At 65.0% G+C, this 14,064-nt stretch carries 12 protein-coding genes and 2 pseudogenes; 8 read left to right on the top strand and 6 right to left on the bottom strand.

Annotation, left to right across the window (positions count from 1 at the left end; translation table 11 throughout):
• Window positions 1-261 precede the first annotated feature (261 nt).
• From OGM67_09940 to OGM67_09975, 8 genes and pseudogenes are all read left to right on the top strand, one after another.
• Window positions 262-741: a hypothetical protein gene (locus tag OGM67_09940; protein UYJ33905.1), complete on the top strand. Its 480-nt coding sequence runs from the start codon at window positions 262-264 to the stop codon at window positions 739-741.
• The gene (locus tag OGM67_09945) at window positions 728-1,519 is read left to right on the top strand and encodes a prepilin peptidase (protein ID UYJ33906.1); all 792 of its coding nucleotides are present in this window, start codon (window positions 728-730) and stop codon (window positions 1,517-1,519) included. The genes OGM67_09940 and OGM67_09945 overlap by 14 nt, the downstream gene beginning before the upstream one ends.
• 49 nt (window positions 1,520-1,568) lie before the next feature.
• A complete protein-coding gene (locus OGM67_09950) occupies window positions 1,569-2,780 on the top strand; it encodes a type II secretion system F family protein (protein UYJ33907.1) in 1,212 nt (403 codons plus the stop codon).
• Window positions 2,781-2,802: 22 nt separating this feature from the next.
• Window positions 2,803-3,696, top strand: coding sequence for a hypothetical protein (locus OGM67_09955; GenBank protein UYJ33908.1), 894 nt, complete (start codon window positions 2,803-2,805; stop codon window positions 3,694-3,696).
• A 40-nt stretch (window positions 3,697-3,736) separates the two neighbouring features.
• Window positions 3,737-4,303 (top strand): hypothetical protein, encoded by a 567-nt coding sequence (locus OGM67_09960; protein UYJ33909.1) that lies wholly within the window; start codon window positions 3,737-3,739, stop codon window positions 4,301-4,303.
• A gap of 13 nt (window positions 4,304-4,316) precedes the next feature.
• The gene (locus tag OGM67_09965; GenBank protein ID UYJ33910.1) at window positions 4,317-5,060 is read left to right on the top strand and encodes a hypothetical protein; all 744 of its coding nucleotides are present in this window, start codon (window positions 4,317-4,319) and stop codon (window positions 5,058-5,060) included.
• Window positions 5,057-6,744: pseudogene (locus OGM67_09970) on the top strand (ATPase, T2SS/T4P/T4SS family). The gene OGM67_09965 and the pseudogene OGM67_09970 overlap by 4 nt, the downstream one beginning before the upstream one ends.
• Window positions 6,745-6,808: 64 nt before the next feature.
• Complete coding sequence (locus OGM67_09975; protein ID UYJ33911.1) at window positions 6,809-7,858, top strand: type IV pilus twitching motility protein PilT; 1,050 nt, start codon at window positions 6,809-6,811, stop codon at window positions 7,856-7,858.
• A 281-nt stretch (window positions 7,859-8,139) separates the two neighbouring features.
• Here OGM67_09975 and OGM67_09980 read toward each other — a convergent pair whose 3' ends face one another.
• The 6 genes and pseudogenes from OGM67_09980 to OGM67_10005 form a co-directional block, all read right to left on the bottom strand.
• Window positions 8,140-8,586 carry a phage holin family protein gene (locus tag OGM67_09980; protein UYJ33912.1) on the bottom strand — a complete coding sequence of 149 codons (447 nt, stop codon included), beginning with the start codon at window positions 8,584-8,586 and terminating at the stop codon, window positions 8,140-8,142.
• A gap of 122 nt (window positions 8,587-8,708) precedes the next feature.
• Window positions 8,709-9,206: pseudogene (locus OGM67_09985) on the bottom strand (M23 family metallopeptidase).
• A 4-nt stretch (window positions 9,207-9,210) separates the two neighbouring features.
• On the bottom strand, window positions 9,211-10,662 hold the full coding sequence (locus tag OGM67_09990; protein UYJ33913.1) for a hypothetical protein: 1,452 nt from the start codon (window positions 10,660-10,662) through the stop codon (window positions 9,211-9,213).
• The gene (locus OGM67_09995) at window positions 10,659-12,284 is read right to left on the bottom strand and encodes a hypothetical protein (protein UYJ33914.1); all 1,626 of its coding nucleotides are present in this window, start codon (window positions 12,282-12,284) and stop codon (window positions 10,659-10,661) included. Before OGM67_09995 ends, OGM67_09990 begins: the two co-directional genes overlap by 4 nt.
• Window positions 12,285-12,299: 15 nt before the next feature.
• The gene (locus OGM67_10000) at window positions 12,300-12,647 is read right to left on the bottom strand and encodes a hypothetical protein (GenBank protein ID UYJ33915.1); all 348 of its coding nucleotides are present in this window, start codon (window positions 12,645-12,647) and stop codon (window positions 12,300-12,302) included.
• Between the two features lie 3 nt (window positions 12,648-12,650).
• A complete protein-coding gene (locus OGM67_10005; GenBank protein UYJ33916.1) occupies window positions 12,651-14,045 on the bottom strand; it encodes a hypothetical protein in 1,395 nt (464 codons plus the stop codon).
• Window positions 14,046-14,064: the final 19 nt, after the last annotated feature.

A 14,064-nucleotide genomic window follows, 5' to 3' on the forward strand; every position in this document is an offset into this window, starting at 1 on the left:
AAATTTGTACAGTAAGGCATAATAAGACTATATATGATAGCATTATACTCGGTTTGTGATGTTTTCGCAACAAGTGTGGTGAGATTTCGACAAATTTACACCAAATATAGTGTTCTATACGGGCGGCACATACTATTTTGACAGATTTCGTGTTACATTCCAACAATAATGTGGGATTTCTTCGTGAAATTCCTTGCAAATACAGCCTTTGCGGGGTATACTGGTTAGTGTGTTATATATAGAAGTAGAGGAAGTGAAACCATGCTGGCAGCACGACTGGGTGCCTGGCTGCGCAACACCGGGGAAAAATGGGCCAGGACCTCCTTTGCTGAAAAGCTGGCCCTGCTGCTGGCATTGCTCGCTGTGATCTATACCGTTGTGACCGGCGCGGCCGAGCTGCGCTATCAGGCCCGCGCGCGGGAGGCGCTGGCCCAGATCAAGGCGGCGCGGCTGGCCGCCGGGGCTGTGTCCGCGCAGTGCTATTCCGCCGGGCGCACCTTTGCCGACCAGACCACCGCAGACGGCTTTGCCGACGGCGTGGCCGAGGAGATCGAGACACTGGGCGCACTGCCCGGCAGCGTGAGCCTTCTGCAGGTGGCGGACAACGGCTACACCGTGCAGCGGCTGCTCTATCAGGAAAACAGCATCTTCGCCGTCTATGACGCTGCCGAGGGCTACCGTGTCTTCCGCGCGGAGGACCGCCTGCATTACCTGACGGAGGCGAGCCATGCTGCTGCTTGAGTGCCTTTTGAATCTGATCCGTTTTTTGCTGGGCGCGGCGCTGTTCAGCTTTATGAATGTCGTGGCCTGGCGGCTGCCCCGGGGCATGGACCCCCTGCAGGGGCGCAGCGCATGCCCGCAGTGCGGCCATACGCTTGGTGCGCCCGACCTTGTGCCGGTTTTCAGCTGGCTGTTTTTGCGCGGGCGGTGCCGCCATTGCGGCGCGCGCATCCCGGTGCGGTATTTTCTGGTCGAAGTGCTGGGCGGTGTGCTGGCGCTGGGCTGCACCCGGCGCTTCGGCCCTGCGTTCAGCCTGACGCAGGGGCTGTTCGGCATGAGCTGGGCGGCGCTCACCGCGCTGGCGGTCTGCGGCATTTTGCTGAGCGTTGCGCTCATTGATGCCGAGACACAGCTTATCCCCGACCGGCTCAATCTCGCGTTGGCGGTCTGCGGCGTTGTAGGGACGCTGCTCTCCCCCGCCGGGTGGCTGCCCCACCTGCTCGGGGCGTTCTGCGTCAGCGTGCCGATGCTTTTGCTCTGCCTTGCCATTGACGGCGCGTTCGGCGGCGGCGACATCAAACTGATGGCGGCCGCCGGGCTGTTTCTCGGCTGGCAGAACACGCTGCTGGCGATGTTTTTGGGCATTCTGGGCGGCGGCCTTTACGGCATCTGGCTGCTGGCCGCCAAAAGGGCCGACAAAAAGGACCACTTTGCCTTCGGCCCGTTTTTATGTGCGGGCATCGTAATCGCCATGCTTTTCGGCGAGCCGATCCTGCAATGGTACTGCGCGTTTTTGTAATGGTGCAGCACCCGCCTGATCTCACTATCCGTTCGGAGGTTTCTCCCCTATGCCACAATTTCGTTATACTGCGACCAACGCTCAGGGCAAGACTGTCCGCGGCATGGCTGACGCCCCCAGCGAGGAGGCACTCTACACCAAGCTGCGCGATGACGGCCTGTACATGAGCGAGGCGCTGCAGACCAAGCGCGTCCGCAGCACCTTCCGCCCGTTAAAGACCGCCGTGCTGGCGGATTTCTGCCGCAATCTGGGCACCCTGCTGACTGCCGGTGTGCCGCTGGTGCGTGCCTTCCGCATCATGGCGGATGAGCGCAGCATCGACCCGCAGCAGCGCGCCCTGTACGAGGCCGTGCTGGGCGAGCTGCGCAAGGGCATCCCGCTGTCCGATGCGATGGAGTCCTGCGCACCGGCGTTCCCGAACCTGCTGCTGGCGATGATCCGCAGCGCCGAGGGCACCGGCAGCATCGACCACGCCTGCACCCGGATGGCCACCTACTATGAGCGCGAGCATAAGATGAACCAGCAGGTCGGCAACAGTATGATGTACCCGCTCATCCTCTGCGTGCTGATCGTGGCGGTCATCGCAATTTTGATGACCTTTGTGCTGCCCCAGTTCAAGCCGATGTTTGACCAGATGGAAAAGCTGCCCTTCCTGACGCAGCTTCTGCTTGATGCCAGCGACTTTGTGGGTGCCAACTGGCCGCTGCTGCTTGTGGCGCTGGCGCTCCTCTTTTTCGGCTTCAGGCTGCTTTTGGCCCAGCCCCGCATCCGCCGCCAGTGGGACCGCTTTATCCTGCATGCGCCGGTCGTGGGCGTGCTGAACCGCAAGATCTGCACCGCCCGCTTTGCCAGCACCCTGTCCAACCTGTACGGCAGCGGCGTGCCCATCATCACAACGCTGGGTGCGGCGCGCGACTCAATCGGCAACCGCTGGATCGAAAGTCAGTTCAGCACGGCGCTGGACAGCATCCGCGCCGGCCACAGCCTGTCGCAGTCCATCGCCGCGATCGATGGCTTTGAGGTCAAGCTGGCCTCCTCCATCGCCGTCGGCGAGGAGACCGGCAAGCTGGACAGTCTGCTGGCCACGATCAGCGAGACGCTCGACTACGAGGCCGAGATGGCCACCAAGCGCCTTGTCACCCTGCTGGAGCCTGTGATGATCGTCATCATGGGTCTGGTGGTCGGCGGCGTTGTGGCGGCTGTTATCGTGCCGATCTACCAGTCCTACGGCACCATCGGCGCATCGTCCGGCGCCATTTAAACTATATTCCGGAGGGTTCCTCATGGCATCACTTACCTCTTTGTATCTGTGCAGCCGCACGGTGTACGCCGCGGTGGGCAGCCCCACTGCCAAGGGCGCACGGATCACCGCCGCCGCCGCGGCCCAGCTGCCCGAGGGCTGCCTGATCAACGGCGTCATTACCAACGAGGCCGACCTCGCCGAGGCGCTCAAGGCCTTTTTTGCCCGCCATAAGCTGCCCACGGGCCGGGTGGCGCTGATCGTAGGCGGCAGTCAGTTCGTACACCGCGTCATCTCCCTGCCCGCCATGAGCGAGAAAAAGCGGCTGGCCGTGCTGGCGCATGAGCTTTCGTCCGGCGGTGCCGAGACAACGGCTCCGCTTGACGACTATATGCTGCTGGCCCGCGATGCCAAGACCCGCGCCGACACGGTGCTGGCCACCCGTGTGGAGCAGAGCGTCATTGCCGGGTATGCGGCGCTGGCCAAGGCGGCCGGCTTCAAGCTGTACAGCATCGATCTGGGTCTGGCCGCCCCCATCAAGGCGGTGCGCACGATCCCTGCCCTGCAGAGCGAGACCTTTGTGCTGCTGCATTTTGACGATGACACCGTCTCGGCCTGCCTGTTTGTGAAGGGGCAGTACACCTACTCGACCCGCAGCCGCCTGTTCAACCCGCGCGGCTCGGCAGAATCCGGCGCCGAGATCGCACAGAAGCTGTCGGGCATCCTGCAGTTCCACATTGCCGGCAAGAGCGAAAATCCGATCACGACCGTCTACTTTGCCGGTGCAGACGCCGATGACCTTGCCGTCTGCCGCCCGGGCTGCGAGGCGCTCGCGCTGCGGGTGGCGCAATTCCCGGATTCGCCTACCGTCAAGCTGCCTGAGGGCACAGCCCTTGCGCAGACGCTCTCCGCCGCAGGCAATCTGATCGCGCGCTGACCCGCGCACCAACTATACAAGCCAGGGGAACATACAAATTATGGCTATGAAACAAAACAACTTTTATCTGCGCTGGCAAAAGGCCGCAGGCGCCGCCAAGAGTGAGCAGCGCAGCCGCAGCATCCGGACCGCTGCCCCCGGCATCGCCGTGGTTGCCGCCGCCCTGCTGGGCTGGGGTGCCATGACGCTGTACACCGCCTCCCTGACCAGCCAGCGACAGGACATCGTAAACTGGTGCAATGACAACAGCGCGTCGTTCCTTGCCTCGAGTCAGGACGCTGAGGCGGCCGCGCAGTTCCAATCTCTGACGCAGTACGCCGACGGCATGACCGACCTGCTGGACGGCTACCCTGCTGTGACAAGCAGCCTGCTGCACCGGGTCGAAGCGGCGGGCGACGCTGCCATCACGATCCAGTTCACCAGCTACAACGCCGCCACGGGCGAGCTGCAGTTCAACGCCAACTCCAGTCAGGTCATCGACATTCCGACCTACATCCGCTCGCTGCAGAGCTGCGGCGTTTTTTCGACCGTGAGCTATACCGGCTACAACGCCGACAATGACGGCTATTCCATCGACCTGCGCTGCGTTCTGGCAGCGCCGCAGTAAGGGGGGTGCGGTTATGGATATTGCACCGATGACCAAGCGCGACAAGATCCTTTTGTATGCCGTGCTGATGCTGGCCTTTATCGTGCTGTATGTGCGGTTTTTGCTGATTCCCGGCATCGGCAGCCTGCAGCAGGCCCGCGCTGACCTGACCGAGGCGCAGGACGCCCAGATCACCATGCAGGAGACGATCCTGCAGGCGGGCGTGAACGCCGCCAATAAGAACACCGCCTGGGGGGAGCTGCAGACCGCCAACGCGCGGTACTACAGCATCCTGACCAGCGATGAGCTGGATACGCTGGTGACCGGCCTTGAGCTGAACCACAGCATGCAGCCCGTCTCCCTGAGCATCGGCCAGCCGCTGACCCAGAGCATGACCGGCTACATTGCCGGCACACAGGCCGGGCAGAGCCCCGCTCCCTCCGGCAGCGCCGCGGCCGCCGTCACGGCAGATCAGGTGGACACCACTGCCGCAGGCAATGCCCTGCTGCAGCAGTTCCTTGCCGCCGACCTTGTCCCCTACTACGACCAGCCCGGCTACCTCCAGACCTCCGATGTGACCTTCAGCTGCTCGGGCGAGGCGAGCAATTTCCTGAGCCTGCTTGATGATCTGGCGGACAACTATCCGTCCATCCAGCTGCAGAACTTTTCCATCACCACCCGCAGCTTTGCCGCAGCGGACGGCACCTCGTCCAGCGGCAGCATCTACAATGTGACGCTGCGCATCGTACTCTGTGACAAAGGAGGCGTACAGCCGTGAAAAACATCCGTCTTGGCGATGTTCTGATCGAGTTCGGCTACATCACGGCCGAGCAGCTCAACGCCGCCCTTGCCTACCAGAAGGAGCACCGCGACCTGCGTGTCGGCCAGGCACTGCAGGAGCTGGGCTATGTCAACGAGCGGCAGGTCCTGGAGGCCCTTGCCAAGCGCCTGCAGATCCGCATGATCGACATTGAGCATACCAACGTTGATGTGACGGCGGTTGAGAAGGTCCCGCAGGAGCTGGCGCAGAAATATGACATGCTGCCCATCGCGCAGAGCGGCCATACGCTGACCATCGCCGCCAACGACCCGCTGAACTACTACGCCATCGAGGACATCCGCCAGCTGACCGCCATGGAGCCGGAGATCGTGCTGGCCGAGCTGGAGCCGCTGCGCCCGCCGTCCGCTACTATTACGCCGAGGTCAGCGCCCGCAAGGCAGCCCGCAGCGCCAACAACAGCGATATGGCCGCCGCGCAGACCGAGGACCTCGCCATCGACATGACCGCCGAGGGCGGCGATCTGGACGCGCCGATCATCCGCCTGCTGAACAGCCTTGTGCAGCGTGCCGTGACGACCACCGCCTCGGATATCCACATTGAGCCGTTTGAGGGCGAGACAAAGGTCCGTATGCGCATTGACGGCGTCATCATCGACTATGTGACGCTGCAGCGCGCTTTGCATCAGCCGCTCATCGCCCGCATCAAGATCATGTCCAACCTTGACATTGCCGAGCACCGCATCCCGCAGGACGGGCATTTCCGCGCCCGGCTTGAGACCGGCCCCGATGTCAACGTCCGTGTCTCGATCCTGCCGACCGTCTTTGGCGAGAAGGCCGTGCTGCGTATCCTGTCCAGCAACACCTACATTAAAAATGCCAACCACTTCGGCATGAACGATGAGACCTACCGGCGGTTTTTGCCGCTGCTCAACCGCCCCAACGGCATCGTCTACCTGACCGGGCCGACAGGCTCCGGCAAGACGACAACGCTCTACATGGTCCTGCAGACCATCGCCGAGCGGCAGGTCAATGTCTCGACGATCGAGGACCCTGTCGAGCGCAATCTGGCCCGCATCAACCAGACGCAGGTCAACAACATTGCGGGCCTGACCTTTGAGAGCGGCCTGCGCGCCCTGCTGCGCCAGGATCCCGATGTCATCATGGTCGGCGAGACCCGCGATGCCGAGACGGCATCTATCTCGGTCCGTGCGGCCATCACGGGCCACATGGTCTTTTCGACGCTGCACACAAATGACGCGCTCTCCTCCATCGTCCGCCTTGAGGATATGGGCGTGGAGCGGTACATGATCGCCAACTCGGTGGCCGGTCTGGTCGCCCAGCGCCTGATGCGCCGGGTCTGCCCCCACTGCGCCCGGCAGATGCCCGTCACCGAGGAGGAGCGCGCCTATCTCGGCCCCGACATTCCCTTTGTGCGGCGCGGCAGCGGCTGCACCCAGTGCAACGGCACCGGCTACCGCGGCCGCGTGGCGATCCACGAGCTGGTCATCATCAACCGCGAGCTGCGCGAGCTGATCTCCGCCGGAGCCACGCAGGAGGAGCTGACCGATGCCGCCCGCCGCAATCAGGGCATGACCAGCCTGCGCGAGGCCGCCCTGCAGCTTGTGCGCGAGGGCGAGACCACCCCGGAAGAGCTGCTGAAGATCACCTTCTATGAGGAATAAGGGGAACGGGTGCTGATGGCAGCGCTCTCTCCGGCTCCTCTTTCTCGAAAATGAGGTATGTCCCATGCAAATCCATGAACTCACCGCGCTGGCGCGGCAGATGAAAGCCAGCGACATCCATCTCTCCGAGGGGCTGCCCCTGATGTTCCGGGTGGACGGGCGGCTGATGCAGCCCCCCGTGCAGATGAGCGCTGACGAGACCCGCTCCCTGATCCTTGGGCTGATGGATGAGGCGCACCGCGAGGCCATCCTTACCGAGCGGATCGATGCCGATTTTGCGCTGGTCGCGCCGGACGGCACCCGCAGCCGCGTGAATGTCTTTTTCCAGCAGGGGCAGGCTGCGGCCACGCTGCGCCTGCTCAACGATGCCATCCCCACGCTGGCAGAGCTGTCGATGCCGCCCGTGCTGACAAAGCTGGCGGACGAGCCGCGCGGTCTGATCCTTGTCACCGGCCCTACCGGCAGCGGCAAGTCCACCACGCTGGCCGCGATGATCGACCATATCAACGAGACCCGCAGCGACCACATCATCACGATCGAGGATCCCATCGAGTATGTCTATCAGGGCAGGCAGGCGCTCATCCACCAGCGCGAGGTCGGCGCGGATGCGCGCAGCTTTGCCTCGGCGCTGCGCAGCGCCCTGCGCGAGGACCCTGATGTCATTCTGGTCGGCGAGATGCGCGATTATGAGACGATCTCCGCCGCCGTCACCGCCGCCGAGACCGGCCATCTGGTCCTCAGCACGCTGCACACGATCGGCGCAGCCCAGACCATTGACCGCATTATTGATGTCTGCCCCGCCGGTGCGCAGAACCAGATCCGCGGCCAGCTGGCCGCCGTGCTGCGCGGCGTCATCACCCAGCAGCTTCTGCCGCTGGCCGGGGGCAAGGGCCGCTGCGCCGCGACCGAGATTTTGGTCGGCACCGATGCCGTGGCAAACCTCATCCGTGAGGGCAAGTGCTACCAGATCCCAAGCATCCTGCAGTCCGGTGCCGCACTGGGCATGCACAGCCTGAACGCCGATCTGGCGCGCCTTGTCAGTATGGGCCGCATCACCCGCGAGGCCGCCGAGCGCTGCGCCACCGACAAGAGCGATCTGCAAAATTATTTATAAGCAAAATAAAAAAGGGTATCTGCCGTTCATGCGACAGATACCCCTTCTTTTTTACCGACTCGCAGGTTCACGTTGTCAGCCTTCCCCCTTGGGGGAAGGTGCCCGAGGCCCCGCCCGAGGGCGGATGAGGGGCAGCCCTTCGGTGATTCCCCGTTCGCGCTCTGCTTTTCGCAAGCTCATCCCTCATCCGGCCCTGCGGGGCCACCTTCCCCCACTTGGGGGAAGGCAAAGTTGCCGCCCATTCACGGGCAAAGCCCCTCCGGCCATCGCCGCCGCGCACCTCACTTTTCTGCCCCTTCCTTCCCCTCGGCCAAAAGCTTTACCAACCATGTGGGCACCGGCGCGCCCATGGCGGCGGCGTTCTCGGCAATGCTGCCCAGCTCCGTAAAAATATACCATACCAGCACCACGGGCAGCACCACGCCGTTCGGCTGCAGCCCCAGCCCCGGCAGGTTGGCAACCGCCATGCCCAGCACGCCGTCGGTCAGGGCGCTTACCAGCACCACAACGACCATACCGGCCTTGTGCCAGATACCGGCGCGGGCCGCCGCGCTCGACCACTGCCCCCGGCAGGCCGCCGCCGCGCTGCCGCTGGCCCAGTCCAGCGCCATACAGGCACCCCACGCCAGCACCAGCCAGCCCAGCCAGCCGAACACCGCCGTAAAGGCCCCGCAGGCTGCCGCCACCGCTGCCTTGCTGCACTGCAGCAGGTTTCTCTTTTCCATCATGTATCCTCCCATCTGCTCTTGTACAGGCCCGCCTGCACCAATCCGCGCTGCCGGCAGAGCGCAAGCACCGCATCGGCGTCACCCTGCGTCACCGGCCCGACTGTGATAAGCTGGCGCTTTTCCGCGCCGCCGTACACGCCCGGCGCGTTGGCGCACCCGGCGTAGGCGGTCGGGTCCAGCCCTGTGCCGTTTGCTGCAGCGCGCACCTCAAAATGGCAGTGCGGGTAGGGCGGGTCGGCCAGCGCCGCATTGCCGGTATTGCCCATAACGCCCAGCGCGTCCCCGCTGGCCACCCGCTGCCCGGCCTTGACCAGCAGCCGTGCGCAGTGGGCAAAGTAGAGAAAATTCACCGCATCCGGGGTCTGCGCGCGGTCAAGCTGCACACAGACATACCAGCCCCACTCCCAGGTCCTGTTTTGGCGGTCGGTCACGATGCGCGCCCGCGTCACCCGCCCGGTGATCTGCTTTCCTTTATAATAGGGCATCCGCACGGTCGTATCGTCCAGCCCCACCAGATCCAGACCGCCGTGCCACACACGGCCGCCGCCCCGTGTGAACCCAAAGCAGGCGTAGGGGTAGGCGATCCGGGTGCGCCCTGCAAAGATACCGCTCTGCCTCATGCCGTCACGCCCCCCTGCGCAGTGTGTAGATGACCTTCATCGTCTTGTCGGCGGTCTTTTCCACCGCCTTCGGCAGGTCGTTGATGGTCGCCAGATAGTTTGCGCGCAGCACCCGCATGGTGCGCATACGGCTGTCGCTGTAGTAGCGGCGCAGCGGCGTCACCGGCTCGCCCAGCACCGGCACCATGGCGGCAAAGCCGGTAGTCGTGGTATCGTAGCCCGCTGCCTCGCAGGAGAACAGCTCGTTTTTCTCGGTGTTCAGCACCACGCCGCGGGTGCGGTAATAGCAGTAAAGCCGCCCGTCATGTGCATCGCTGAGGTATTGCAGGGTATCGCCGTGCATCGTGACGGCCTGCACATCGGTCGGGTCCGCCAGCGGAAAGCGGTAGATCTGATAGGTCGAGGGCGCTGTCATGTACAGGCTGCCGCCGTAGACCGTGCCGTTCAGCGGTGTCGACTTTGCCTCGCTGACAGCGGCGCGCAGCGCACCGCCGGTGTTGTTGGGGACGGTGTAATCTCTGGCCGCCAGCGTTTTGCGGTCATACTCCCGCACCCGGATGCTGCCGCCCGCCGCGATGGTGCTGCCCTCCGGTGCTGCGATAAGGTAGAGCTTGTCCGCCTCGGCGTCAAAGCAGAGGCGGCAGTACCGGCCCGCATTGCCGGATACCGACTGCAAAAAGCCGGAAATATCCACCGTATCTATCGAGATAAGGCTGTCCCAGCCGCCCTGCGTATCGCGCCGGAAAAGATCCAGCGTCCTTAGCCCAAGGCAGTGGCGGCGCAGCTCCAGCACACCGCGGGCGGTGTCCACCCTGCCCGCCAGCGCTTCATCAGCCGCCGGGTCCGCATAGAGCAGCACCCCGCGCTCGCCCGTGGGGTAGCAATCCTTGGCCAGCAGCCCGGTCAGCAGCTGGTCGCCGCCCAGCGCCCCGCCGAAGCTCAGCCGGCCGGCCATCACAGGGGAAGCATTGGGCGCATCGATCATCTCGGAATAGTACGCGCCCTGCGGCTGGGTCAGGCAGACTGACTGTATGATGCCGTTGCCCTGATTGGTGGCAAACTCATAGACATAGGTCATCGTGCCGCCCGCCGGGTCCAGCTTTGTCTCGGTCAGGTTGGCGCTGCCGCGGGTCGTGTTGGTCGTTGCATTGACAAGACCGGCGATCGCCGTGCCCGTGATGCCTGCCGCCGCCGGGGCAAACCGCGTTGCCGGGTCTGCGCCGAGGGGGCTGTCATACAGGAGCAGCCCGCCGTAGAACATCGTGACAAGGTCCTTCGGCGCGTTGGGGTCGTCCTGCTGGCCGCGCCAGAGCAGCATCGCCTTGTTCAGGCTGCCGCCGTAGCCGTTGAAGATCTCCCCCACCGCGTTGGTGATGATGTTGTCCTTCTCGACCACCTCCACCGCACCGGTGTGTATGTCGGTCAGCTCCAGCCGTGTATGGCCGTGCAGTCTCATTTCGGTTCCTCCTTCGTTATCTCGGCGCCGCCGTCCTGCAGGGGGCCCAGCACCAGCGTGCGGGGCGTCAGGCGCACCGGCGCGACCAGTTCCTCACATTCCAGCAGGCCGTTCCACGGCGTCTCCCCCGCCATGCCCTGCCCGGTCACGGTGGCCTTGATGCCGTACTGCGCCACCCGCACCGTGCCGCCGCTGCAGACCAGCCGTACCGACAGCCGCTTGACGGTGTTTGCCTCGACATTTGCAAACGGGTAAAAAAGCGCCAGCGTGTGGGGGCCTGCCTCCATCCGCTGCTGCGGCGCAAAATTTTCGATCTGCTGATCGTTCAGGTAGTAATGCACGCTCAGGGTCAGCGCCGCATCGTCCGGCTCAGCGTCCGCTGTCAGCTGCGCAAGGAAGATCGCGCTCGTATCCTCGATCGCCGCAAAGGAGATCGTGACCGCCGGCACCTCCGCCGTGCGCACGGTCAGTGCCGCCGCGTTTGTAAAGCTGTAGTAGGTCAGCCGCTTGCTCTCGGCGCTGTTCTGCAGGCGGCGCAGCGTGCGCTCGGTCGCGCCGTCCCCGGCCCCGGTCAGATAGGGGTTGCGCCCCACGCTTTTAAGGGTCTGCCGCCCGCGGTACCGCCATACAAAATGCGTGACCAGCATCTCGGGGGCGCTGCCGTCCGCGCGCGGCAGGGCAATGCGGTCCCCCGGCTCAAACGCCGGGTCGCCGGGCATCGTCACAGTGGCCGGGGTGTAGTCAAGCTTTTGCAGCACCGCAAACAGATGCTCAGCGATCTGCGCGCGTATCTCGGGCAGGCCCTTCTCCGCCAGCGGCATCTCGGTGATCGTCATGGTCAGGCCGCTGTCCTGCTCGTTCCCTGCCGCAAACCGGCCGTTGGCTGTCTCAATGCTCAGCGCCGCATAGTGGCAGCGCAGGTCTGAGATGCCGGCCTCACTGCGGTCCCCGGGGCCGAGTGCCGCGCACGCCGCTGCCGCAAAGGGGCGTATGACGAGCCGCCCGGCCCGGTCTGCCGCCGCAAAGCCGCCCACCAGCTGCGCCACCGCCGATGCACAATCCCGCCAGCTTTTCAGGCCATCCGCCGGGCCGATCTGGCAGACAAGGGCAGCGTTCTCGTTGAGCGCGGCCACCTCCCCGGCCGTCTGGCCCAGCGTCAGGCCGCAGGCATCGGCGATTTGGCCAAGCAGCTCATATGCCGTGCCCTGCAGCACGGTGCCGTCATAGCGGCGCTGCAGCGCCAGCAGATTGTCATACGCCTTGATGCTGACATACAGCGCCCTGCGCTCGGCCTCCGCCACGGTATAGCTGCCGAGCGGGACCTCCTCCCACTGGCCGTCCGGCAGCTGCAGCCCGTAGGCAAGGCAGAGCCTTGCGCCGTAAAAGGCATGGCGGCTCAGCGCCGTGCGCAGGTTGAGCGCCGCCTGCCCGAGGTAAGCGCAGCCGAAGGTCAGTTCCTCCCCCGTGACGCACTGGTTGTCGAGGGTCAGCGACCCGCTCATAAGCTCGGCCGCCGTCAGCGGCAGCACGGTGCCGTCCGTCAGGGTCAGCGTGCCTGTCACCCGGTCGGTGCGGGTGCGTGCCCGTATGGCGGCCTTGTAGGCTTCCGATACCGGATACATCCGGATTCCCTCCTCTCAAAATTCGATCAGATGGACCGAGGCCGCCCAGACCGCCCTGCCGTCGCGGGCGGCCTTCAGGTCAGCCGTTCGGTCCCCGGCGTACATCCGGGCCGTGCGCATCTCGCCAAAGAAATACTGCACCTGCATACTGTCCGGGGCGGTCGCATTCAATACGGCGGCGCACTGCGCCGTGGTCAGGGCCTCCCAGCTGACGCTGATCTTGGCCACACCGCCGCGCACCCGTTCGCGCACCAGAACACCATCCTCCGTGCGGCCGGTGCCGCTGCTGTCCAGATCGGAAAGCTGCACCTTGTACGCACTGGGTGCGGGCAGCGCCGTGCCGTCAATGGTTAAGATTTCCACGCTTCACCTCCCGCCGCTGCGCAGTGCGCGGCGATTCTGACTGTTGGCGATGACGCTGTCGAGCAGCTCCTCGCCAATATAGATGTTGATGGGCTGGTCGCCGCCCTGTGCGCCGCCCTGCCAGGCGGCCAGCGTTTCCGCCAGCGCCTGCCGGATCGTGTCCAGCGGCGCCTCGATGTTCGTACCGCTGCGCTGGTCGCCCAGCATAGCCAAAAACTGGCGGTTCGGCGGTATGACCGCCCCCTGCGCCAGCGCCGGCACCGGCACGGCGGCGGCATAGCCCAGCCCGGGCAGGGCGGCCCGGGTGTTCAGCAGCTGCCCGGCACCGCCCAGCACGCCGCCTGCCGCCGCTTTGGCCTGCCCGATGGCCGACAGCAGCCCATTGATGGCCGCCGCGATGGCGCTGACCATGCCGCGCACGACCGCCAGAACCGTGCTGACCGCCGTCTGCACGATTGAAACGATGCGCCCCCACACGGCCGAGACGGTAGCCGCCATTGCGTTCCAGGCGGTGTCCCACGCGCCCCGCAGCACGGCGGTCAAAAAGTCTGCCAGCCCGCGCAGCACGGCCAGCAGGATCGTGATGCCGTCCGCCACGATGCCGGCCGCACCGGTCACGGCTGTACCCAGCACCGTGAACACCTCAACCGCCGCCGGGGCCAGCGCCGTCACAAGCCACTGCACGAACGGGGCCAGCACCGTGTTCCAGACCGTCAGCAGCAGCGTACCCACCGCGCCGAGGCAGGCAGTCAGCTCATTCCAGAGCGGCTGCAGGTGCGCAGCCCAGAGCGTATCCAGCAGCGCAAAAAGCTGCAGCAGCACCGGCTGCACCACCCCGGACCAGAGCGCCGACACAAGGCCCGCCACATTCTGCCAGCCCTCGGCCAGCCCGGCCAGAATGGGCTGCCCGTAGAGTGCCCATGCGTTCTGCAGCCCGGCCCAAAGCCCCTGCCAGACTGTGTCCAGCAGCGCCGCCGCAGGGGCAAGCACCGTTTCCAGCTCGGCCCAAAGCGGCTGCCAGACGCGCAGCACTGCCTCACGCAGGGCGTTCCACACGGTCTGCCATGCTGCAGCAAACGGCGCAAAAAAGCCGCTGAGATACGCCCAGAAATCCGCCCAGATGCCGCGCAGGCTGTCCAGCACGGCCCGCCAGCCATCGGCCCAGTCCCTGCCGTCACTGCCTCTGGCGGTGCGGCGGGCCGTACCGGCGGCATTGCCCGCTGTGCGCCTTTCCTTTTCGGGCGCTGCAGCCTTCTGCGCCGCAGGGGCGGGCAGGCGGTTGATCTCGTCAAATTTTGCAAGGCTGCGGGTGGTTTTCACGCTCTGCACCGCGGTTGCCTGCAGTGCCGTGCGCAGCTCCTCCACGACCCTGCGGGCCTGCTGGCCCGCATCCCCCATGCTGCCCAGCGCCTGCGTG

The organism is Oscillospiraceae bacterium (assembly GCA_025757985.1).
Lineage (GTDB): Bacteria > Bacillota > Clostridia > Oscillospirales > Ruminococcaceae > Gemmiger.